This window comes from Vibrio splendidus (assembly GCF_003345295.1).
Lineage (GTDB): Bacteria > Pseudomonadota > Gammaproteobacteria > Enterobacterales > Vibrionaceae > Vibrio > Vibrio splendidus_K.
This window is the reverse complement of the sequence record NZ_CP031055.1, coordinates 2,680,228-2,702,661: the sequence shown is the minus strand read 5'-3', so window position 1 is coordinate 2,702,661 and position 22,434 is coordinate 2,680,228. Positions and strand designations below refer to the sequence as shown.

17 protein-coding genes, 10 tRNA genes and 1 pseudogene are annotated in these 22,434 nt (G+C 44.6%); 27 read left to right on the top strand and 1 reads right to left on the bottom strand.

From position 1 onward, the window contains the following. Positions 1–270 precede the first annotated feature (270 nt). The 11 genes from mazG (at position 271) to rpoS (ending at position 10,660) form a co-directional block, all read left to right on the top strand. On the top strand, positions 271–1,086 hold the full coding sequence (mazG, locus tag DUN60_RS11830) for a nucleoside triphosphate pyrophosphohydrolase (protein WP_114634011.1): 816 nt from the start codon (positions 271–273) through the stop codon (positions 1,084–1,086). 132 nt (positions 1,087–1,218) lie between these two features. Further along, a complete protein-coding gene (locus DUN60_RS11825) occupies positions 1,219–2,859 on the top strand; it encodes a CTP synthase (RefSeq protein ID WP_114634010.1) in 1,641 nt (546 codons plus the stop codon). Positions 2,860–2,940: 81 nt separating this feature from the next. After that, complete coding sequence (gene eno / locus DUN60_RS11820; RefSeq protein WP_004735393.1) at positions 2,941–4,239, top strand: phosphopyruvate hydratase; 1,299 nt, start codon at positions 2,941–2,943, stop codon at positions 4,237–4,239. Between the two features lie 411 nt (positions 4,240–4,650). Beyond that, the gene (gene ftsB / locus DUN60_RS11815) at positions 4,651–4,932 is read left to right on the top strand and encodes a cell division protein FtsB (protein WP_114634009.1); all 282 of its coding nucleotides are present in this window, start codon (positions 4,651–4,653) and stop codon (positions 4,930–4,932) included. Further along, positions 4,932–5,633 carry a 2-C-methyl-D-erythritol 4-phosphate cytidylyltransferase gene (ispD, locus tag DUN60_RS11810; RefSeq protein ID WP_114634008.1) on the top strand — a complete coding sequence of 234 codons (702 nt, stop codon included), beginning with the start codon at positions 4,932–4,934 and terminating at the stop codon, positions 5,631–5,633. Before ftsB ends, ispD begins: the two co-directional genes overlap by 1 nt. A gap of 2 nt (positions 5,634–5,635) precedes the next feature. Beyond that, positions 5,636–6,115 carry a 2-C-methyl-D-erythritol 2,4-cyclodiphosphate synthase gene (gene ispF / locus DUN60_RS11805; RefSeq protein WP_004735397.1) on the top strand — a complete coding sequence of 160 codons (480 nt, stop codon included), beginning with the start codon at positions 5,636–5,638 and terminating at the stop codon, positions 6,113–6,115. Positions 6,116–6,137: 22 nt separating this feature from the next. Next, a complete protein-coding gene (gene truD, locus DUN60_RS11800; protein ID WP_114634007.1) occupies positions 6,138–7,184 on the top strand; it encodes a tRNA pseudouridine(13) synthase TruD in 1,047 nt (348 codons plus the stop codon). Between the two features lie 77 nt (positions 7,185–7,261). Beyond that, complete coding sequence (gene surE / locus DUN60_RS11795) at positions 7,262–8,005, top strand: 5'/3'-nucleotidase SurE (protein ID WP_102436062.1); 744 nt, start codon at positions 7,262–7,264, stop codon at positions 8,003–8,005. Continuing rightward, a complete protein-coding gene (locus DUN60_RS11790) occupies positions 8,006–8,632 on the top strand; it encodes a protein-L-isoaspartate(D-aspartate) O-methyltransferase (protein WP_004735402.1) in 627 nt (208 codons plus the stop codon). A gap of 34 nt (positions 8,633–8,666) precedes the next feature. Beyond that, a complete protein-coding gene (gene nlpD / locus DUN60_RS11785) occupies positions 8,667–9,581 on the top strand; it encodes a murein hydrolase activator NlpD (protein ID WP_114634006.1) in 915 nt (304 codons plus the stop codon). Between the two features lie 98 nt (positions 9,582–9,679). Beyond that, positions 9,680–10,660, top strand: a complete 981-nt coding sequence (gene rpoS, locus DUN60_RS11780) for an RNA polymerase sigma factor RpoS (RefSeq protein WP_004735404.1) — start codon at positions 9,680–9,682, stop codon at positions 10,658–10,660. A gap of 144 nt (positions 10,661–10,804) precedes the next feature. Here rpoS and mutS read toward each other — a convergent pair whose 3' ends face one another. After that, entirely contained in the window at positions 10,805–13,366 is a 2,562-nt protein-coding gene (gene mutS, locus DUN60_RS11775) for a DNA mismatch repair protein MutS (RefSeq protein WP_114634005.1), read from the bottom strand. Between the two features lie 123 nt (positions 13,367–13,489). On the opposite strand from mutS, the gene pncC reads away from it, so the two are divergent. The 16 genes and pseudogenes from pncC (at position 13,490) to DUN60_RS11695 (ending at position 22,405) form a co-directional block, all read left to right on the top strand. Continuing rightward, positions 13,490–13,984, top strand: coding sequence for a nicotinamide-nucleotide amidase (gene pncC / locus DUN60_RS11770; RefSeq protein ID WP_114634004.1), 495 nt, complete (start codon positions 13,490–13,492; stop codon positions 13,982–13,984). A gap of 138 nt (positions 13,985–14,122) precedes the next feature. Continuing rightward, positions 14,123–15,163, top strand: a complete 1,041-nt coding sequence (gene recA / locus DUN60_RS11765; RefSeq protein ID WP_004735435.1) for a recombinase RecA — start codon at positions 14,123–14,125, stop codon at positions 15,161–15,163. Positions 15,164–15,486: 323 nt separating this feature from the next. Further along, positions 15,487–18,069 carry an alanine--tRNA ligase gene (gene alaS, locus DUN60_RS11760; RefSeq protein ID WP_114634003.1) on the top strand — a complete coding sequence of 861 codons (2,583 nt, stop codon included), beginning with the start codon at positions 15,487–15,489 and terminating at the stop codon, positions 18,067–18,069. Between the two features lie 220 nt (positions 18,070–18,289). After that, positions 18,290–19,472, top strand: a pseudogene (locus tag DUN60_RS11755) (aspartate kinase). Between the two features lie 92 nt (positions 19,473–19,564). After that, positions 19,565–19,762 (top strand): carbon storage regulator CsrA, encoded by a 198-nt coding sequence (gene csrA, locus DUN60_RS11750; protein ID WP_004415691.1) that lies wholly within the window; start codon positions 19,565–19,567, stop codon positions 19,760–19,762. Positions 19,763–20,238: 476 nt separating this feature from the next. Then, a tRNA-Ser gene (locus DUN60_RS11745) sits at positions 20,239–20,331 on the top strand. 46 nt (positions 20,332–20,377) lie between these two features. Beyond that, positions 20,378–20,454 (top strand) — tRNA-Arg (locus DUN60_RS11740). Positions 20,455–20,502: 48 nt separating this feature from the next. Beyond that, positions 20,503–20,595, top strand: a tRNA-Ser gene (locus DUN60_RS11735). Positions 20,596–20,680: 85 nt separating this feature from the next. Beyond that, positions 20,681–20,757, top strand: a tRNA-Arg gene (locus DUN60_RS11730). An 84-nt stretch (positions 20,758–20,841) separates the two neighbouring features. Then, positions 20,842–20,918: transfer RNA gene (locus DUN60_RS11725), tRNA-Arg, on the top strand. 84 nt (positions 20,919–21,002) lie between these two features. Continuing rightward, a tRNA-Arg gene (locus DUN60_RS11720) sits at positions 21,003–21,079 on the top strand. A gap of 101 nt (positions 21,080–21,180) precedes the next feature. Continuing rightward, a tRNA-Arg gene (locus tag DUN60_RS11715) sits at positions 21,181–21,257 on the top strand. A gap of 100 nt (positions 21,258–21,357) precedes the next feature. Next, a tRNA-Arg gene (locus DUN60_RS11710) sits at positions 21,358–21,434 on the top strand. A gap of 83 nt (positions 21,435–21,517) precedes the next feature. Continuing rightward, positions 21,518–21,594: transfer RNA gene (locus tag DUN60_RS11705), tRNA-Arg, on the top strand. Positions 21,595–21,695: 101 nt separating this feature from the next. After that, a tRNA-Arg gene (locus tag DUN60_RS11700) sits at positions 21,696–21,772 on the top strand. Positions 21,773–22,147: 375 nt separating this feature from the next. Next, positions 22,148–22,405, top strand: coding sequence for an oxaloacetate decarboxylase subunit gamma (locus DUN60_RS11695; protein WP_010435831.1), 258 nt, complete (start codon positions 22,148–22,150; stop codon positions 22,403–22,405). Positions 22,406–22,434: the final 29 nt, after the last annotated feature.

Sequence of the window (22,434 nt, the reverse complement as noted above, 5' to 3'; positions counted from 1 at the left end):
TTACTGCGTTAACTGCGCTTTCTTGTTCCATCACATAGGCGAGCTATGCTCAGGAATCGCGAAAGCTTGTTGCTTTGTTAAAGTAACAACTGCTTAGTGAAAGATGCGTAATTTAGAGAATTAGACAGTATCAACAAAGGTGAGTGGTTTGGCCGCTCACCTTTTTTAGTTCTAATATCTTTTAGTTTGAGTACTTTTTAGCTTTAGTACCTTTTAGTTTCAGTGAAGCTATAAGTTTAAAAATCAAAGACAGTGAATAGGAAGAAAAAGATGAATCACCCGATTGAACAACTTGAACAGATCATGACTAAGCTGCGCGATCCTGAAGGTGGCTGTCCTTGGGATTTGAAACAAAATTTTGAAACAATTGTGCCGCATACTATCGAAGAGACGTATGAGGTGGTGGACGCGATTCACAACAAAGATTGGCCAAACCTACAAGAAGAGTTGGGTGACCTGTTGTTTCAGGTGATCTTCTACAGTCAATTAGCTAAAGAGCAGGGCTTGTTTGAGTTCTCTGATGTGGTCGACGGTATCAATGAGAAGCTGACGCGCCGCCATCCGCATGTGTTCTCTGATACTGAGTTTGCCAGTGATGAAGAAATTAATGCGAACTGGGAAGCTGAAAAAGCCAAAGAAAAAGCACAGGCAGGCAAAACTCAAGAAAGTATTCTAGACTCAATACCAAACTCTCTACCTGCACTTTCGCGTGCTACAAAGATTCAAAAGCAAGTCGCGAAGTTTGGCTTTGATTGGGACTCTATTGGTCCCGTCGCTGATAAGGTTTTAGAGGAAGTTGATGAGGTGCTAGAAAAAGCACTTCAAGTAACGCCAAACGAAGATTTAGTTGAAGAAGAACTGGGTGATTTGTTGTTTGCTACCGTCAATTTAGTGCGACATTTGGGTAAAAATCCAGAAACGGCTCTCAATAAAGCCAATCTGAAATTTTCACGCCGCTTTAAAGGTGTGGAACAAAAAGTTGGTCAGCAAGATAAAATTTTGACCGACTTTTCTCTACAACAGCTTGATTCCATGTGGGATGAAGTCAAAGTGGCGGAGAAAAGATCATCAAAGCTTTTATCATGAATTGATTTGAAGCAAAAAATAAAAAATTGCAGTGTGATAGATTTCACGTTGTGGCGATAAGGGGCTTCTGGTATATTTTCATCCCGTCCAGAAGTAATCCATTTCCCTCATTCAACCAATTTCAGGTTAAACATGACGACAAATTACATTTTTGTTACTGGCGGGGTTGTATCCTCTCTAGGTAAAGGTATTGCAGCAGCATCTCTTGCGGCTATTTTAGAAGCTCGTGGTCTTAAAGTGACTATGATGAAGCTTGACCCTTACATCAACGTTGATCCAGGCACTATGAGCCCGACTCAGCACGGTGAAGTGTTCGTTACGGAAGATGGCGCTGAAACTGACCTTGACCTTGGTCACTATGAGCGATTCATTCGCACCAAGATGACTAAGCGTAACAACTTCACAGCAGGTCGTGTTTATGCTGACGTTCTACGTAATGAACGTCGTGGTGACTACCTAGGTGCAACAATCCAGGTTATTCCTCACATCACTAACTCTATCAAAGAACGTGTAATCTCTGGCGCTAAAGGCCACGATATCGCGCTTGTTGAAGTTGGTGGTACTGTTGGTGATATCGAATCTCTACCATTCATGGAAGCGATTCGTCAGTTAGCAGTAGAACTAGGCCGTGAACGCGCAATGTTCATGCACCTTACTCTAGTGCCATACTTAGCAGCTGCGGGTGAAGTGAAAACTAAGCCAACGCAACACTCTGTAAAAGAGCTACTGTCTATCGGTATTCAACCTGACATCCTAGTTTGTCGTTCAGATCGTGTTATCCCAGCAAACGAACGTAAGAAAATTGCTCTTTTCTGTAATGTACAAGAAAAAGCCGTTATCTCTATGAAAGACGTAGATTCAATCTACAAGATCCCACAGTTAATCCGTGCTCAAGGCATTGATGATCTTGTATGTACGCGTTTCGGTATCAATGCACCAGAAGCTGATTTGTCTGAGTGGGAACAAGTAATTTACGAAGAAGCTAACCCAACGGGTGAAGTGACGATTGGTATGGTTGGTAAGTACATTGAACTGCCTGACGCATACAAATCAGTAAATGAAGCGCTGAAACACGCAGGCTTGAAAAACCGCCTAAGTGTCACAATTAAATATGTAGATTCACAAGATGTTGAATCTAAAGGCACAGAAATTCTACAAGACCTAGATGCAATCCTAGTTCCTGGTGGCTTTGGCGACCGTGGTGTTGAAGGAAAGATCCTTGCTGCACAATACGCTCGTGAAAACAAAGTACCTTACTTAGGTATCTGTCTAGGTATGCAAGTTGCTCTTATTGAGTACGCTCGTAACGTTGCGAAGATGGAAGGTGCACATTCTTCTGAATTCTGCAAAGAAACTAAATTCCCTGTTGTTGGCCTAATCACTGAGTGGATTGACGGCGAAGGTAAAGTTGAAGAGCGTACTGAAAAATCTGACCTAGGCGGCACAATGCGTCTTGGTTCACAGCTTTGTCACCTAGCGAAAGGGACGAAAGCTTACGAATTATACGGTAGCGCGACGATCCATGAACGTCACCGTCACCGTTACGAAGTGAACAACAATCTTCGTCCACAAATCGAAAAAGCGGGCCTAAAAGTATCGGGTCTGTCTGCGGACAAGAAACTGGTTGAAGTTATTGAGAACCCGAACCACCCATGGTTTGTTGCTGCTCAGTTCCACCCAGAGTTCACTTCAACACCTCGCGATGGTCACCCATTGTTTGCAGGTTTCGTTAAAGCGGCTGGCGAATTCCAGCGCGGCGAATTAGAAAAGTAAAAAGGAATCCAGGTAGCTGCGTAAGTTGTGCTGCTACCTTTAAATTTGACATTTATATATTCAACGAGAAGGAAACATTCAATGTCTAAGATCGTTAAAGTTCTAGGTCGTGAAATCATCGATTCACGTGGTAACCCAACTGTAGAAGCTGAAGTACACCTAGAAGGCGGTTTCGTAGGTATGGCTGCTGCTCCATCTGGCGCATCTACTGGTTCTCGCGAAGCTCTTGAGCTACGTGACGGCGACAAATCACGTTTCCTAGGTAAAGGTGTTCTTAAAGCAATTGAAGCTGTAAACGGCCCAATCGCTGACGCTCTAGTTGGTAAAGACGCTAAAGCACAAGCTGACGTTGACCAAGTTATGCTTGATCTAGACGGTACTGAGAACAAGTCTAAGTTTGGCGCTAACGCTATCCTTGCTGTTTCTCTAGCTAACGCAAAAGCTGCTGCTGCTGCTAAAGGCATGCCTCTATACGAGCACATTGCTGAGCTAAACGGTACTGCTGGTCAGTTCTCTATGCCTCTACCAATGATGAACATCATCAACGGTGGCGAGCACGCTGATAACAACGTTGACATCCAAGAGTTCATGATCCAACCAGTTGGCGCTAAAACTCTTAAAGAAGGTCTGCGTATCGGCGCTGAAGTATTCCACAACCTAGCTAAAGTTCTTAAGTCTAAAGGCTACAGCACTGCAGTTGGTGATGAAGGTGGTTTCGCTCCTAACCTTAAATCTAACGCTGAAGCTCTAGAAGTTATCGCAGAAGCTGTTGCAGCTGCTGGTTACGAACTAGGTAAAGACGTTACTCTTGCTATGGACTGTGCAGCATCTGAGTTCTTCGACAAAGAAGCTGGCATCTACAACATGAAGGGCGAAGGTAAAACTTTCACTTCTGAAGAGTTCAACCACTACCTAGCTGAACTAGCGAACAACTTCCCAATCGTTTCTATCGAAGACGGTCTTGACGAGTCAGATTGGGATGGCTTCAAGCACCAAACTGAACTTCTAGGCGACAAGCTTCAAATCGTTGGTGACGATCTTTTCGTTACAAACACTAAGATTCTTGCTGAAGGTATCGAGAAAGGCGTAGCTAACTCTATCCTTATCAAGTTCAACCAAATCGGTTCTCTAACAGAGACTCTAGCTGCTATCAAGATGGCTAAAGACGCTGGCTACACTGCAGTAATCTCTCACCGTTCTGGCGAAACTGAAGATGCAACTATCGCTGATCTAGCGGTAGGTACAGCTGCAGGTCAAATCAAAACTGGTTCTATGAGCCGTTCTGACCGTGTTGCTAAGTACAACCAACTTATCCGTATCGAAGAAGCTCTAGGTTCTAAAGCTCCTTTCAACGGTCTTAAAGAAGTTAAAGGTCAATAATTCACTCTGAATTATTAGCTTAAAGCTTTTGAAAACGCTCTACTTCGGTAGGGCGTTTTTTTTTGCCTAAAATACGTCATTCCCTAGACTGAAGAAGGAAGGCATAGGGAATCTCTTGTTTACATTAAGAGTGATAGATTCCCAATTCAGTCGTTCCTCCTTCTGGGAATGGCGTGGTTAGATGTCGTTGGGTGGTGTGTGTTGTTTTCTCTTTTGCAGGTATTGGTTTATCTAATACGTGACTCCATAGGCTGACGGAGGAGGGAGGTGGGACTCTCATCACAGGTTTCGAACAACAATAATTCCCCGACTTATTGATTCCCTGACACCACATATCTCGCACCAATAAGCTCATTATGGTATATATGTGCCTTATTCTAGTTCCTTCTTTTTCAACCGGCGAAAGGTGTTATGCGAATTTTTGCTTTAGTACTGCTCATAGTGTTTGGCTGGCTACAACACACACTGTGGCTCGGTAAAAATGGTATTTCTGATTACTACGGTGTGAACAACGAAATCCAAGTTCAGCGGCAAGTAAATGAAAAGCTTCATCTTCGTAATGCTGAGATGTTTGCGGAAATTGACGATCTACGCCAAGGCTTAGACGCGATTGAAGAGCGCGCACGTCATGAGCTTGGAATGGTGAAAGAAGGCGAAACGTTTTATCGTATTATTGGTGAGGAATCTCATTAATGTCGAACCAACTTCAAAGCGTTATTGCAGTGGTACCCGCTGCGGGCGTTGGCAGCCGAATGAAGGCCGACCGTCCCAAGCAATATCTTCAAATTCACGGTAAAACGATTTTAGAGCACACCGTTGAGAAACTGTTGTCTCACCCTCAGGTGTCTAAAATCGTGGTAGCGGTCAGTGATGATGATCCTTATTACCCTGAATTACCGCTTAACCTTAATCCACAGGTGATCAGAGTGTCCGGCGGGACGGAACGAGCCGACTCGGTGCTTTCTGCTTTGGGCTATATTGCCCAACAGCAACTCAGTGATTGGGTGATGGTGCATGATGCCGCTAGGCCTTGTATCCAATTGAGTGATATCGACAAACTGATCTCTGGTGCTATGACCCATGATGTTGGCGCGATTTTAGCGGCGCCTGTTCGCGATACAATGAAACGCGGTGCTCAAGGACAAATTGAACACACGGTCGATCGCGTCGATCTCTGGCATGCGCTTACCCCTCAGATGTTCCGATCTAAGCCTTTACGGAAAGTATTGAGTGAAGCCTTGCAACAAGGTGTTTCAATTACCGATGAAGCGTCTGCGTTTGAGTGGAAAGGTTTATCACCAGCACTGATTGCTGGGCGTTCAGATAATTTTAAGATTACTCAGCCTGAAGATTTGGCTTTGGCTGAGTTCTATTTAAGTCAGAATAAGGAATAATGATGATTCGTATTGGCCATGGCTTTGATGTACACAAATTTGGTGGTGAAGGCCCGGTAATTATTGGTGGCGTGAGTGTCCCTTATGAGCAGGGTCTTATCGCACACTCAGACGGTGATGTTGCCCTGCACGCATTATGCGATGCTTTACTGGGTTCAATTGCAGCGGGTGATATTGGTCGTCATTTCCCTGATACGGATGATGAATGGAAAGGCGCAGATAGCCGCGAATTACTTAAAGATGTTTACCGTCGAGTAAAAGAGCAAGGTTATGTGATTGGTAATGCGGATATTACTATCATGGCGCAAGCTCCAAAGATGGCTCCTCATATAGACTCTATGTGCCAAGCCATTGCTCAAGATTTAGAAACAAGCATTAGCAATGTGAATGTAAAAGCCACGACTACTGAGCGTTTAGGTTTTACAGGTCGCAAAGAGGGCATCGCATGTGAAGCGGTGGTCCTAATTACTAAAAGTGCGTAAGCACCAACACGAAAAGAACAGCATGTCAGATATTTTATCTTCATTGGCTTACCTAAACGGTAAACCAACTGCGAAAGCAAAACTAAAAGCAAAAGCCGAACACTTTGTCGTTAATGAAGACTTGGGTTTTGAGTTTACTGGTGAAGGCGAGCACTTAATGGTGCGTATTCGTAAAACTGGTGAGAACACGAGCTTCGTAGCAAACGAACTGGCTAAAGCGTGTGGTGTTAAGTCGAAAGACGTGAGCTGGGCTGGTTTGAAAGACCGTCATGCTGTGACAGAACAGTGGTTGAGCGTGCATCTACCAAAAGGTGAACCTGATTTTTCTGCTTTTCTCGCACAATACCCAAGCATTGAGATCTTGGCGACAGCACGTCACAACAAAAAGTTACGTCCAGGCGATTTAGTTGGCAACCAATTCGAGCTGACTTTGTCTGAAGTAACGGATTGTGATGATGTGGTAAAGCGTTTAGAAAAAGTCGCTCAAGTTGGTGTGCCAAATTACTTCGGTGCTCAGCGCTTTGGTAATGAAGGTAACAACTTATCTGAAGCTCGCCGTTGGGGTCGTGAAAACGTTCGTACGCGTAATCAAAATAAGCGTAGCTTGTATCTTTCTGCGGCTCGTTCTTGGATTTACAACTTAATTCTTTCTGACCGTATTGAGCAAGATGCGTTTGCGTCGGCATTGGTTGGCGATATCGTCGTTAAAGACGGCGCGCAATTAGCTGTGACGGCAGACAATATCGAAACGGTAAATCAAGATATCGCGAACGGTTCTGCGTTTATTACCGTTGCTTTGGCTGGAGATAATGCGTTACCGACGAGCGGTGAGTCTCAAGCTCTAGAGCAGAAACACCTTGATGCTGAACCGGATCTAATGGCTCTGATTTGTGGCAACCGTATGCGCCATGATCGCCGTGAAGCTTCGCTGAAGCCGATGGGTTTAGCGTGGGAAGTGAACGAAGACAATGTCACTCTTAAGTTCTCTCTCGATGCAGGTTGTTTCGCAACCGCTATTGTTCGTGAATTGGTTGAAGAAGTTCACGTAGAGAGAAGCTACGAGCAATAACGATTCTGCTTGGAGCGAAGTCACTTGATATCGGAAATTAAGTGACTTGGCATTGGAACAAAAAGAAAGGATACAAGATGAAGATTTTACTCAGCAACGATGATGGTGTGCATGCTCAAGGTATTCATGAGCTAGCCAATGAATTACGTGATCTTGCTGAAATTATCATTGTTGCACCTGACCGTAATCGCTCGGGCGCTTCAAATTCATTAACTTTAGAACAGCCTTTACGTGTTCAAGAAATTACCGAAAATACATATTCGGTACAAGGAACACCGACCGACTGTGTACATTTTGCGTTAAATGAACTGCTAAAGAATGATATGCCTGATCTGGTATTAACGGGTATTAATCATGGTGCTAACTTGGGTGACGATGTGCTTTATTCAGGCACAGTGGCAGCCGCAATGGAAGGGCACTTTTTAGGCGTTCAATCGGTGGCGTTTTCTCTGGTGGGTAAAAAACATTTTAAGACAGCGGCGGCTATTGCTCGTCGTATCGTCGAACAACATTTAGTAAACCCAATCCCAACCAATCGCCTGTTAAACGTCAATATCCCTGATTTAGCTTTAGAACAGTTGTCTGGTACTCAGGTGACACGCTTAGGTGCTCGTCATCATGCTGAAGATATGATTAAGCAAAAAGACCCACGAGGTCATGATATCTATTGGCTTGGTCCTCCGGGAAAAGAGCAAGATGCCGGCGAAGGCACGGATTTTTACGCTATCGAGCATGGCTTTGTATCGGTAACACCGTTACAAGTTGACCTGACTGCACACGAGTCGTTAGGTGCGATGACAACATGGTTAGGGGAGAAGTAAGTGAGTAATCCGCATGCAGAGCGCTTAATTACTTTTCTGATTGAAAATGGCATTCAGGATCAAAAGGTTCTTGATGCTATTTATCAACTGCCGAGAGAGAGTTTTTTATCACAGGCGATGTATCATCAAGCTTATGATAATAATGCGCTTCCTATCGGACAGGGCCAGACGATTTCTCAGCCTTACATTGTCGCTAAGATGACAGAGTTGCTAGAATTACAGCAAGATAGCCGTGTTTTAGAAATCGGAACCGGTTCAGGTTATCAAACGGCGGTCTTGGCTCAACTGGTTGATCATGTGTATTCGGTTGAAAGAATTAAATCATTGCAATGGGATGCCAAGCGTCGTCTTAAACAGCTCGATTTCTACAATATTTCAACCAAGCACGGTGATGGCTGGCAAGGGTGGTCTTCGAAAGCCCCTTTTGATGCGATTATCGTAACTGCTGCTGCAGAGTCGATTCCTCAAGCGCTTTTGCAACAGCTGAAAGATGGTGGTCGCTTATTGATTCCTGTCGGTGATGACGAACAGCAATTGTTGAAGATTGTTCGCCATGGTGACGAGTTTTTATCGAGTGTTATCGAGATGGTGAGATTTGTACCTCTCGTCCCTGGTGAGCTAGCTTAATAAAAGACTAATGGTGTAGGTGGATAGAGAGTAGATGCGTTCGAAGTTGTTAAAAGGAAGTACTTTATTGCTTAGTTGTGTACTTGTTGGGTGTGCGGCGAATTCACCTGCGCCCGTTTCAAGCCTAAACAAGAATTACTCATCGATTGATCGTGGTAGTTATCGCGGCAGTTACTATGAAGTAAAAAAAGGCGACACCCTTTACTTCATTGCTTATGTCACCAATAAAGACGTTAAAGACCTCATCGGTTATAACAAACTCGCTGCTCCTTACACTATCCACCCGGGGCAGAAGCTTAAGTTGTGGCGCCCGAGTTACAATGCGCCAGCGTATGGTAAATCAACAGTAGCGGTTGCAGCCGTTGCGGCGCCTGTCGCGGCATCCACAACTTCATCTGCGGCAAGTAAACCGAAAACTACGCCACAGAAGAGTAAAAACTCTAAACCTGCTCCAGCTCAAACTACCACCAAAGTGGTGAAAAAAGATCCACCAAAGAAGGTTGAACAATCCAAATCAAAGGAGTATGTTGGTTCTAAAGGTAAACAGAATGTTACACCGTCCACCAAACCAACAAGTGATAAAGTATCCAAATGGTTATGGCCAACTAAAGGGAGAGTAATCAAGAATTTCTCTGTAGGCGAACAAGGAAATAAAGGCATCGACATAGCAGGACAGCGAGGTCAGCCAATAGTATCTACTGCAGGGGGAACGGTTGTTTATTCGGGTAATGCACTACGAGGCTACGGCAATCTAGTGATTGTGAAGCACAATGATAATTACTTAAGTGCATACGCGCATAACGACCGACTATTAGTATCTGAAGGGCAAAGTGTGAAACCAGGGCAGAAGATTGCAACTATGGGAAGCTCTGGAGCCAGCAGTGTTAGGCTGCACTTTGAGATTCGTTACCAAGGTAAATCGGTTAATCCCAAAAGATATTTACCTTAAATACAATATGCAAAAATTACGTATTGTATGGAGTGACATAGTCATTTAGCGACATATCAAGTTGTGATGTCATGCTAATTTCGCCAGGGGGAGGCGTTATGAGTATAAGCAATGCAGTAACCAAAGAAGAGTTCGATCTTAACCAAGCAACCACGGAACCGGAAGCTCTTGGAAAAGCAAAACGAACAGTCAAAAAGAAAACCGAAGCGAAAGAAGAAGTTGAAGTTACGTCTAAAAGTTTAGATGCTACTCAGCTTTATCTAGGCGAAATCGGTTTCTCACCACTACTAACCGCTGAAGAAGAAGTGCTTTATGCACGTCGAGCTCTACGCGGTGATGAAGCGGCACGTAAACGCATGATCGAAAGTAACCTGCGTTTAGTGGTAAAAATTTCACGTCGTTATAGTAACCGTGGTCTTGCACTTCTTGATCTTATTGAAGAAGGCAACCTAGGTTTGATTCGCGCCGTAGAGAAATTTGACCCAGAACGTGGTTTCCGCTTCTCAACTTACGCGACATGGTGGATTCGTCAAACCATTGAACGTGCGTTAATGAATCAGACTCGCACTATCCGTTTACCAATCCATGTTGTGAAAGAGCTGAACATCTACCTGCGTACCGCAAGAGAGCTATCACAAAAACTTGACCATGAACCAACGGCGGAAGAAATTGCTTCTAAGCTAGATAAGCCTGTTGGTGATGTGAGTAAGATGCTTCGTCTAAACGAAAGAGTGAGCTCTGTTGATACGCCAATTGGTGGTGACGGTGAGAAAGCACTGTTGGATATTATTCCAGACATCAACAATTCAGATCCTGAGGTTTCAACTCAAGATAGCGATATCAAGAACTCGTTGATTTTCTGGCTTGATGAGCTGAATCCTAAGCAGAAAGAGGTGCTTGCACGTCGCTTTGGACTACTGGGTTACGAACCGTCAACACTAGAAGAAGTAGGCCGTGAAATTAGCCTGACTCGTGAACGTGTTCGTCAAATCCAAGTTGAAGGCCTTCGCCGTCTACGTGAGATTCTTATCAAGCAAGGTCTGAATATGGAAAATCTGTTCAATGTAGAAAACGACTAAATGAACTGATGATGTTTCTTTGAATAGAAGACAAATAAAAACGCTGACTCTAAGTCAGCGTTTTTTTGTTTGTGGCTTTTGTATTTGATGCTGCTTACTCAAACGACAGTACAAAGCGACAATAACAAGCTACTTGGAAAGAGACTAAAGCAACTTCTTCAAACGGTAGAGTTCTTCTAACGCTTGGCGAGGTGTCAGATCATCTGGATCAACATTTGCGAGTGCTTGTTCTACTTCACTCGGCTCAGGTATCAGGCTCAGTTGGTTGGCGATATCAACGCCACTTGGCTTTGATGTCGGAGAGTCGATACTCAATGCTTCTAGCTGAGTCAGTTTCGCACGTGCGTTTTTGATCACCGCTTTAGGTACGCCAGCCAATCCTGCAACCGCAAGGCCGTAAGATTTACTTGCTGCACCTTCTTGAACTGCGTGCATAAAGGCAATGCTGTCGCCGTGTTCTACCGCGTCTAGGTGCACGTTAGCCAGTGTTGGAAGTTGGTTAGGCAGCTCAGTTAGTTCAAAGTAGTGCGTTGCAAATAGTGTCATCGCATTGATTTGATTAGCTAACCATTCCGCACTTGCCCAAGCCAATGACAAGCCATCGTAAGTACTGGTACCACGACCGATTTCATCCATTAACACAAGGCTATTTGGTGTTGCGTTGTGCAGAATATTCGCGGTCTCTGTCATCTCAACCATGAAGGTTGAACGACCCGAAGCTAAATCATCCGATGCGCCAATACGCGTAAAGATACGGTCGATAGAGCCAATCGTCGCGCTTTCTGCTGGTACATAACAACCGATATGAGCCATCAGCGCAATGAGTGCGGTCTGACGCATGTAGGTCGACTTACCGCCCATGTTTGGACCTGTGATGATCAGCATCTTACGTTGATCATTCAGATCAATTGGGTTAGCAATGAAAGGTTCGTCCATCACTTGTTCAACTACGGGGTGACGACCCGCCTGAATTTGTACACCAGCAGACTCTGTCATTGTTGGACGACAGTAATCAAGGGTGTCTGCACGTTCAGCTAAGTTTTGTAGAACATCAAGCTGAGACACTGAAGATGCAATGTTTTGCAGTCGCTCTAAATAAGGCAATAACAAATCAAACAACTCTTCCCACAACTGCTTCTCGATAGCTAGAGCTTTCGATTTAGAGCTGAGAACTTTGTCTTCGTGCTCTTTTAGCTCAGGAATAATGTAACGTTCTGCATTTTTCAGCGTTTGGCGGCGAACATAGTGTGGTGGCACAAGATGGCTTTGTCCGCGGCTTACCTGAATGAAGAAACCGTGGACGTTGTTGTAGCCAACTTTAAGCGTGTCTATACCGTGACGTTCACGTTCTTCTTGTTCAAGCTTATCCAGAAACTCGGTTGCACCCGCGGCAAGGTCGCGCCATTCATCTAGCTCGGCGTTGTAGCCTTCTGCTATCACACCACCATCGCGGATAACCACCGGTGGGTTCTCTTTGATCGCACGCTCAAGCAGTTCAGATACTTCATCCACAGGCGAAGCATACTGAGCAAGCTGAGTTAGGTATGGGTGTTTAAGTTGCGTTAGCGTTTCAGCAAGCTCTGGTAGGTATTCCATCGCTTGGCGAAGTCGTGCCATATCACGAGGACGTGCGGAACGAAGGGCAAGACGCGCAAGAATACGCTCGATATCACCGATCTGTTTCAGCGTTGGTTGTAACTCAGTAAATAGAGCCAGATCTTTCATCTCACCAATCGCATCTAAACGTTGATCAAGAGCTGAAATATTACGCATGGGTTGATGTAACCAACGCTTAAGCATGCGGCTACCCATAGCCGTCGCGGTGTGGTCAAGCACTTCAGATAGGGTGTTATCGGTGCCGCCACTAAGATTTTGGGTAATCTCCAAATTACGGCGAGTAGCCGCATCAAGGATCACAGAATGATCTTGCTTATCCATTGTCAGTGAACGGATATGCGGAAGGGCAGTACGTTGCGTATCTTTAACGTATTGGATCAGACAACCCGCAGCGCATAAACTTAGTTTTGCGCTTTCAACACCAAAGCCAACTAAGTCACGAGTGCCAAATTGTTGATTGAGTTGTTGCTTCGCTGTATCTAATTCAAATTCCCATACCGGGCGACGGCGATTGCCATTACGACTTGCCATCAAATTTACGGGTTCGAAATCTTCAGGGAATAGCAGCTCACGTGGTGACGTTCTCTGCAATTCTGCCGCCATTGCTTCTTCGGTTTCCGGCTCACATAGCTGGAATCGGCCAGAAGTAATATCAAGCGTCGCGTAGCCAAATTTACCATTGTGGTGGTAAATAGAGGCAATCAGGTTATCAACACGCTCAGAAAGTAGTGCTTCGTCGGTTACGGTTCCCGGTGTCACAATTCTTACGACGGCGCGATCAACCGGGCCCTTTGAAGTTGCTGGATTACCAATCTGTTCACAAATTGCTACGGACTCGCCCAACTGCACTAACTTTGCAAGGTAACCTTCAACGGCGTGGTATGGAACGCCAGCCATAGGAATAGGCTCACCATTTGAAGAGCCACGTTTGGTTAGCGAAATATCGAGGAGTTGAGAGGCTTTTTTTGCATCATCGTAGAAAAGCTCGTAGAAATCTCCCATGCGGTAGAACAGCAAAATTTCTGGATTTTCTGCTTTTAGTTTTAGGTACTGCTGCATCATAGGAGTATGTTTTTGATCGGCTTTCACAGTTAACTTCTTTCGTTTATTTCTATTGCGGCTTAGGATACGTGAAAGCGTTTCGTGCGAAAAGCGACACATGCGAAAAGATGCAAATCCAAATGATATACATCTAGATAAGGGAAGCCAAAGATGCAGACGACTCAAGCTCTTAGTGAAAAACTCGGACACTTACTTGCGAAGTATAAACATGTATTAGTGACGGCTGAATCTTGCACTGGCGGTGGTGTTGCTAGCGCGGTAACGGATATCGCAGGGAGCTCCGCATGGTTTGACCGTGCTTTTGTGACCTACAGTAATGAAGCGAAACAAGAGATGATCGGTGTTCAGCTTGAAACCTTAGTTGAGTTTGGTGCTGTGAGTGAGCCAGTGGTTATAGAAATGGCTCACGGGGCGCTACAACATTCAAACGGCACTATTTCTGTGTCTATCAGCGGTATTGCTGGCCCGGGCGGCGGCACGGAAGATAAACCCGTAGGGACTGTGTGTTTTGCTTGGAAAGCAGTAAATGGGTGGAACAAAGTAGGAACGCATGTATTTACAGGCGATAGATCACAAGTACGCCAACAAGCTACGCACCATGCCCTACAAGTTATTTATGATTACCTATCAATGGAAGACAAGTAACATTTGTACAAATTATTTTCATACAGGTATAGACACTGTATGAATCAACAGTATAATAAAAGCCAATTAGTCACCCCTTGTGGGTTAGAAATAGATTCTAAGTCGCTTGTTGAGACAACCGATTATGTGGAGATAGAAATGGACGAGAATAAACAAAAAGCGTTAGCTGCAGCCCTTGGTCAGATTGAAAAGCAATTTGGTAAAGGTTCTATCATGCGTCTTGGTGATAACCGCACAATGGACGTAGAAACTATTTCTACAGGCTCTCTATCTCTAGATATCGCACTAGGTGCTGGTGGCTTACCGATGGGACGTATCGTTGAAGTTTACGGTCCAGAATCATCAGGTAAAACAACGCTAACGCTTGAGCTTATTGCTGCAGCGCAGAGAGTGGGTAAAACGTGTGCATTCGTGGATGCGGAACACGCACTTGACCCTATCTACGCTCAAAAGTTGGGTGTTGATATCGATGCTTTGCTTGTATCTCAACCTGATACCGGTGAACAAGCTCTAGAAATCTGTGATGCACTGGCTCGTTCAGGTGCTATCGATGTTCTTGTTATTGACTCGGTTGCTGCACTAACACCTAAAGCTGAGATCGAAGGCGAGATGGGCGATAGCCACATGGGTCTTCAAGCACGTATGCTTTCTCAAGCAATGCGTAAGCTGACAGGTAACCTTAAACAGTCTAACTGTATGGCTATCTTCATTAACCAAATTCGTATGAAAATTGGTGTAATGTTCGGTAACCCAGAAACAACAACCGGTGGTAATGCACTTAAGTTCTACGCATCTGTTCGTCTTGATATTCGCCGTACTGGTGCAATCAAAGATGGTGATGAAGTTGTTGGTAACGAGACTCGTATCAAGGTTGTTAAGAACAAGATTGCTGCACCATTCAAACAAGCTGAAACTCAAATCCTTTACGGTAAAGGCTTCAACCGCGAAGGTGAGCTTATCGATTTAGGTGTTAAGAATAAGCTAGTAGAGAAAGCGGGCGCTTGGTACAGCTACAAAGGCGACAAGATCGGCCAAGGTAAATCGAACTCTTGTAAGCACCTACGTGAAAACCCAGAGATCGCTCTGGAACTTGACACTAAGCTTCGTGAATTGCTACTGACTCCTGCTGTTCTTGAAGAGAAAGGCGCAGAGAAAGAAGAAGAAAACGAAGAGCTATAAGCTAACGGTTTATAGAGCGGGTGTTTGAAAGGAACATCCGCTTTGAAAGAATAGGAAGCCTCGCATATTTTATGCGGGGCTTTTTTTGTCAAAGTATCTGTCCCCATCCTTGCAGCGCCTTGCTAGATCTATTTGGTTGTTTGAGGTAGCTTGCCAATTTTTTGTTTGTTCCCTATCTGAGCTAGTGGAATATTCTTCATTTTATCGATTTCCAACTAAAATCCTGCCCAAGGGTGTCTTTTCTACAAGAAAACTAGTCGAAGCCTTAACCATGATCTACAATACGGCAAAATTCTAACTCGACTATTTTCAGGAAGAGCTGCATGTACATGAGCACTGATGAGGTTCGCAACGCGTTCCTTAAGTTCTTTGAGAGCAAAGAACACCAAATCGTAGACAGTTCATCGTTAGTTCCACATAACGATCCAACCCTGCTGTTCACTAACGCAGGTATGAACCAATTCAAAGATTGCTTCCTAGGCGCCGAAAAGCGTGCCTACACTCGAGCAACTACGGCTCAGCGTTGTGTACGTGCGGGTGGTAAACACAATGACCTTGAAAACGTAGGTTTCACGGCTCGTCACCACACATTCTTCGAAATGCTAGGTAACTTCAGCTTTGGCGATTACTTCAAAGAAGAAGCGATTGGGTTTGCTTGGGAATTCCTGACTGAAACACTAGGTCTGCCAAAAGATCGCCTGTTAGTAACGGTTTACGAGACAGATGACGAAGCATTCGAAATCTGGAACAAGAAAGTGGGCATCCCAGCTGACAAGATTGTTCGCATCGGCGACAAAGAAGGCGGCAAGAAGTTTGAGTCTGATAACTTCTGGACAATGGGTGACACAGGTCCTTGTGGTCCATGTACTGAAATCTTCTACGATCACGGTGAGCACATCTGGGGCGGTCGTCCTGGTACACCTGAAGAAGATGGTGACCGTTTCATCGAGATTTGGAACAACGTATTCATGCAGTTCAACCGTCACGCTGACGGCACTATGGAACCGCTACCTAAGCCAGCTGTAGATACTGGTATGGGTATTGAGCGTATCTCTGCAATCATGCAGGGCGTTCACTCTAACTACGAAATTGATGTATTCCAAAAGCTAATCAAAGCGACAGCAGAAGTGGTTGGTCACGACGACCTATCTAACCAATCGCTGCGCGTTATTGCTGACCACATCCGTTCTTGTTCATTCCTAATCGCTGATGGCGTAATGCCTTCAAACGAAGGTCGTGGCTACGTTCTACGTCGTATTATTCGTCGTGCAGTTCGTCACGGTAACAAGATTGGCGCACAAGGCGTTTTCTTCCACAAACTTGTGGGTGTACTGGCTGAAGTGATGGGTTCTGCAGCTGAAGAGCTTAAGAAACAACAAGAGCTTGTTGAAAAAGTACTTCGCATCGAAGAAGAGAACTTTGGTCGCACGCTAGAGCGTGGCATGGTTATCCTTAACGACGCATTAGACGCACTTGAAGGCAAAGAGCTTGATGGTGAAACAGTCTTCAAACTTTACGATACATACGGCTTCCCAGCTGACCTTACTAACGATGTAGCTCGTGAACGCGACTTTACTATCGATGAAGAAGGCTTTGAGAAGGCGATGGAAGCACAGCGTAAGCGTGCACGTGAAGCAGGCCAATTCGGTACTGATTACAACGCGACGATCAAAGTAGACACGAACACTGAGTTCTGTGGTTACACAGCGACTGAAGGCGCTGGTGAAATCTCTGCGCTATTTGTTGACGGCGAAGAAGTATCTTCACTATCGGCTGGCGACAAAGCAATCATCATCCTTGAAGAGACACCATTCTACGCTGAGTCAGGCGGTCAATGTGGTGACGTTGGTACGCTAAAAACAGCATCTGGTCTATTCAAAGTACAAGACACTCAGAAGCTAGGTAACGCATTTGCTCACCACGGTGAGCTAGTTGAAGGTGTATTTGCTCAAGGCGATAAAGTAGAAGCAACGGTTGACGCTGAGCGTCGTGTTGCTATCTCACTAAACCACTCAGCAACTCACTTACTTCACTCCGCACTGCGCGAAGTTCTAGGTGAGCACGTTGCTCAAAAAGGTTCTTTAGTTAAGCCAGACAACCTACGTTTTGACTTTTCTAACCTTGAAGCGGTAACACCGGCACAGATTAAAGAAGTAGAGCGTTTGGTTAACGCACAAGTTCGTAAGAACCACGTGATTGAAACCAACATCATGGACATCGAGTCAGCGAAAGAAAAAGGTGCAATGGCACTGTTTGGCGAGAAGTACGATGATGAAGTTCGCGTTCTGTCGATGGGCGATTTCTCTACTGAGCTTTGTGGTGGTATCCACGCAAGCAATACGGGTGATATCGGCCTATTCAAGATCACATCTGAAGGTGGTATCGCTGCAGGTATTCGTCGTATCGAAGCGGTAACGGGTGAAGCGGCTCTAGATGCAGTAGAAGCTCAGGCTAACGCTTACGAAGAGAAATTGGCTGAATCAGCTAAGAAAGCGAAATCTCTAGAGAAAGAAATCCAACTGCTTAAAGAAAAGATGGCTGCTGCAGAAAGCGCAAATATCATGGGCAAAGTAGAAGACATCTCTGGTACTAAAGTTTTGGTTGCTGCAATTGAAGGCGCAGACAACAAGAACCTACGTACTATGGTTGATAACGCTAAAAACCAAGTAGGTAGCGGCATCATCCTGATTGCGAATATCGCAGACGGTAAAGTTGGCTTGATTGCTGGCGTAACCAAAGACCTTATCGGCAAAGTAAAAGCGGGTGACCTCGTTAAGATGGTTGCTGAGCAAGTTGGCGGTAAAGGCGGCGGTCGTCCAGATATGGCTCAAGCGGGCGGTACCGACGTTGAAGCACTGCCAGAAGCGCTTAAATCTGTGCGTACTTGGCTAGAAGAGCGTCTTTAAGCTTAAGTAATTGATACAAAGATGCCCAATCAGTTGATTGGGCATCTTTTATTTTGCCTATTGGAAGCGTGTTTAAACAAGGTTTGATTGAGATTAACCAAGAAGTCCAATGGAAACGTTAGACTCCTTGGTTAATTTTTTATTGCTTCGCCCTGACGCGGAGTATGTGTTTTTTTGTCATATATAGACATTGGTCTTGGGAAGGTGAGGACGGGTGAAAATGCCTCTTATCGTGCAGAAATTTGGTGGAACGTCGGTGGGTTCAATAGAACGAATCCATCATGTAGCAGAAAAAATCATTGAAGCGAAAAATGAAGGGAACCAGATTCTGGTTGTCGTTTCTGCTATGTCAGGTGAAACAAATCGGTTAGTTAACTTAGCTTCACAAGTTGATAGCGTACCAAACGCTAGAGAATTGGATGTGTTGTTAACGGCTGGAGAACAAGTTTCCATGGCTTTGTTGGCGATGACGTTGCACAAGTTGGGTTATGAAGCGACATCGATGACCGGCTATCAAGCCAAGATACACACCGATTCTAATCATAATAATGCGACGATTGAGCGTATTGATACCGCCCCTATTAGAGCGCTGTTAGATGATGACCAGATTGTCATTGTTGCAGGTTTTCAAGGCGTTAACGCGAAAGGTGATATCACAACCTTAGGGCGAGGTGGTTCAGATACTACGGCCGTTGCATTAGCGGGCGCGCTTCAAGCTAAAGAGTGTCAGATCTATACCGACGTTGATGGCGTATATTCCTGCGACCCTAGAGTGGTTAAGCAATCTAAAAAATTAGATACCTTAGACTTTCCCTCTATGGAAGAAATGGCTCGCAGAGGCGCTAAGGTTTTGCACCTGCCATGTGTTCAGCATGCGTGGCGACACAATGTACCACTGAGAGTACTTTCGAGTTTTGAAGAAGGCGAGGGCACTCTCATCGCGGGTAATGATTGTTTGAATGATATTGCTGGAATAGCCATTCAAAGAGATATGGTTCTCATCGAGTGTTTGAATCAAGATTTACCGTCTCTCATGTCGCATTGCCAGTTGTTAGGGATCGAAGTCTGTAGTGTGATCGAGGAAACAGAAACGGGCAGCGCTCATTATCAAACCGGACATAAGTGCTAAATTAAAACTAGTTTTTGCTGAAAAAATCCGTAATAGTGAATATGTTAGTTTGTTAACTGTGGTAGGAAGCCGAACGCAAGAAATTGTGGTCAGTTCACATGGATTGTTGTCTGAAGGCGAAATTGATGTACAACATCACTTATTGCAGCAGCAGTCTTTAACTTTGGTGATATCACCAACGCAAGTCGATATAGCTGCTAACATATTACACAATGCATACATCGTAGCGCGTGAAACACAGGGTTATCTTAAAAAAGAAGTGCATTTTGGTTAAATAAACTCAATCGATAGTTTACGAAAATATAACTTTTGTTGGATAATGCTCTCGTAGCTAGATAAATTTAGAGATTACTCAAGGAGCAAAGAATGCTAATTTTGACTCGCCGTGTTGGCGAAACACTGATGATTGGTGATGAAGTAACAGTTACTGTACTAGGCGTTAAAGGTAACCAAGTACGTATTGGTGTTAACGCACCTAAAGAAGTATCTGTTCACCGTGAAGAGATCTACATGCGCATTCAAGCTGAAAAAGGTAATGGTAACGTTGCATCTGGCAACTACTAATACTTTTGCGTAGAAGAGGGGCTAGCATTGTTGCTAGCCTTTTTTGATCTTGGGGCAGCAGAATCACAACTTAGTGATTGGTTAGTTCAATAACTGGCTTAGGTGAAGATGCTGAGCTGAATGCTTGATATAGAAAAGCCACACCGCTTGAGTTAACTCTTATTGAGGCAGCATGATATTTGTTTGCCGCAGTTCAAGTTTTACTGACTTTCCCTATGGCGAAATAGAGCATCCCGTAGTATGGTGCAAACAGCAGTGACACTTGCTGCGAGATAAATTAGATAATTGTTTTCCGCTGTTAATTATTGCCAATCTTTCACCTTAATTTTTAAGGGAAAAAGCGCTAATTGGATGTTATAAGTTCAATTTGCAAGCGCTTTGATTAAATTGCAAACGGTTGAATGTTTTTGTCCGGTTTTTTTCAATAAAGTGTTTGACATATTTTCGGTAAAACGTAATATGTGCCTCCGCAAGACGGTGAGGTGGCCGAGAGGCCGAAGGCGCTCCCCTGCTAAGGGAGTATGTGGTTTATAGCCGCATCGAGGGTTCGAATCCCTCCCTCACCGCCATTTCTTGCACGTTTGAATTTGCAAGCAAACACAGAAGTAACAATGTGCGCCCTTAGCTCAGCTGGATAGAGTACCTGGCTACGAACCAGGCGGTCGGAGGTTCGAATCCTCCAGGGCGCACCATTCTTTAGATTACTTTGTTAATAAGTAATGGATAAGAATAATGAATTTGGTGAGGTGGCCGAGTGGCCGAAGGCGCTCCCCTGCTAAGGGAGTATGTGGTTTGTAGCCGCATCGAGGGTTCGAATCCCTCCCTCACCGCCATTCATTACAGGCCTATGGCCTTTTTTTTGTTTCGTAGAAACAAGAATGTGATATATTTCACAACTTCTTCGCTTGAAGATACCGTGCGCCCTTAGCTCAGCTGGATAGAGTACCTGGCTACGAACCAGGCGGTCGGAGGTTCGAATCCTCCAGGGCGCACCACTATTTAGGGTTTTCATTAATCCTGATGTTGAACGTTTAGTTTTGCTTTATTGCCTTAGCTAAAAGCTCAGTGTCGAAACCGTTGCGCCCTTAGCTCAGCTGGATAGAGTACCTGGCTACGAACCAGGCGGTCGGAGGTTCGAATCCTCCAGGGCGCACCACTATTTAGGGTTTTCATTAATCCTGATGTTGAACGTTTAGTTTTGCTTTATTGCCTTAGCTAAAAGCTCAGTGTCGAAACCGTTGCGCCCTTAGCTCAGCTGGATAGAGTACCTGGCTACGAACCAGGCGGTCGGAGGTTCGAATCCTCCAGGGCGCACCACTATTTAGGGTTTTCATTAATCCTGATGTTGAACGTTTAGTTTTGCTTTATTGCCTTAACTGCTTTATTGCTTTAACTAACAGCTTAATATCGAAACCGTTGCGCCCTTAGCTCAGCTGGATAGAGTACCTGGCTACGAACCAGGCGGTCGGAGGTTCGAATCCTCCAGGGCGCACCACTTTTAGGGTTTTCACTAATCCTGATGTTGAACGTTTAGTTTTGCTTTATTGCCTTAACTGCTTTATTGCTTTAACTAACAGCTTAATATCGAAATCGTTGCGCCCTTAGCTCAGCTGGATAGAGTACCTGGCTACGAACCAGGCGGTCGGAGGTTCGAATCCTCCAGGGCGCACCACTATTTAGGGTTTTTATTAACCCTGATGTTGAACGTTTAGTTTTGCTTTATTGCCTTAGCTAAAGCTTAATATCGAAACCGTTGCGCCCTTAGCTCAGCTGGATAGAGTACCTGGCTACGAACCAGGCGGTCGGAGGTTCGAATCCTCCAGGGCGCACCACTATTTAGGGTTTTCACTAATCCTGATGTTGAATGTTTAGTTTTGCTTTATAGTCTTAACTGCTTTATTGCCTTAACTAACAATTTAATATCGAAACCGTTGCGCCCTTAGCTCAGCTGGATAGAGTACCTGGCTACGAACCAGGCGGTCGGAGGTTCGAATCCTCCAGGGCGCACCACCTTATTAAAGAAAGCCTCGTTTATACGAGGCTTTTTTTATGTCTGCTGTAAATTTGTTGCGATAATGTTAAATTTTGTCGTTATTTAACTTGTTGTATTTAAAGTAATTCTTGATTGCTTCTTTGTTATTCCACCTTTCTCATATCATTTCTAAGAAAAGCCCCGTTTAAGTCACAGTTTAAATATCTATAAATGACGTATTTGACAGATTTATGTGATCTGATAGGCGAATAATTAACCTTATGTGTGCGTTATCCGTAACAGAACCTTAAACAAAATTGACAAACTTTTACCAATCGAGATAATCCATGGGTCGGGATCACTATTCGCTGAAATCCTGCACGTATGTCAGGATGACGAAGAAAGGAAGCAACATGACTAATATTGGAAGCCTGCTAGGAGATGCGGCGACTCTAATGATAACGGGGATGTCCGTTGTCTTTATTTTCCTAACTATTCTAGTTTACCTCGTTCGGTTGATGTCAAAACTGGTACCAGAAGAAGTACCAGAGCCGATCGCAGCACCTAAAAAAATTAAAAAATCACAATCAAACCCTTCAGCTGTTAGTCCACAGGTAGTGGCAGCAATTTCGGCCGCGGTTCATCAATACCGTGCGTCTACTGCTAAGTAGCATTTAAAGGATTAAAAAGGAGTTTATGA

Excerpts from the sequence above, each read along its gene's own strand:
- mazG (WP_114634011.1), top strand. The coding sequence starts at position 271 with ATGAATCACCCGATTGAACAACTTGAACAGATCATGACTAAGCTGCGC.
- DUN60_RS11825 (WP_114634010.1), top strand. The coding sequence starts at position 1,219 with ATGACGACAAATTACATTTTTGTTACTGGCGGGGTTGTATCCTCTCTA.
- eno (WP_004735393.1), top strand. The coding sequence starts at position 2,941 with ATGTCTAAGATCGTTAAAGTTCTAGGTCGTGAAATCATCGATTCACGT.
- ftsB (WP_114634009.1), top strand. The coding sequence starts at position 4,651 with ATGCGAATTTTTGCTTTAGTACTGCTCATAGTGTTTGGCTGGCTACAA.
- ispD (WP_114634008.1), top strand. The coding sequence starts at position 4,932 with ATGTCGAACCAACTTCAAAGCGTTATTGCAGTGGTACCCGCTGCGGGC.
- ispF (WP_004735397.1), top strand. The coding sequence starts at position 5,636 with ATGATTCGTATTGGCCATGGCTTTGATGTACACAAATTTGGTGGTGAA.
- truD (WP_114634007.1), top strand. The coding sequence starts at position 6,138 with ATGTCAGATATTTTATCTTCATTGGCTTACCTAAACGGTAAACCAACT.
- surE (WP_102436062.1), top strand. The coding sequence starts at position 7,262 with ATGAAGATTTTACTCAGCAACGATGATGGTGTGCATGCTCAAGGTATT.
- nlpD (WP_114634006.1), top strand. The coding sequence starts at position 8,667 with ATGCGTTCGAAGTTGTTAAAAGGAAGTACTTTATTGCTTAGTTGTGTA.
- rpoS (WP_004735404.1), top strand. The coding sequence starts at position 9,680 with ATGAGTATAAGCAATGCAGTAACCAAAGAAGAGTTCGATCTTAACCAA.
- pncC (WP_114634004.1), top strand. The coding sequence starts at position 13,490 with ATGCAGACGACTCAAGCTCTTAGTGAAAAACTCGGACACTTACTTGCG.
- recA (WP_004735435.1), top strand. The coding sequence starts at position 14,123 with ATGGACGAGAATAAACAAAAAGCGTTAGCTGCAGCCCTTGGTCAGATT.
- alaS (WP_114634003.1), top strand. The coding sequence starts at position 15,487 with ATGTACATGAGCACTGATGAGGTTCGCAACGCGTTCCTTAAGTTCTTT.
- csrA (WP_004415691.1), top strand. The coding sequence starts at position 19,565 with ATGCTAATTTTGACTCGCCGTGTTGGCGAAACACTGATGATTGGTGAT.
- DUN60_RS11695 (WP_010435831.1), top strand. The coding sequence starts at position 22,148 with ATGACTAATATTGGAAGCCTGCTAGGAGATGCGGCGACTCTAATGATA.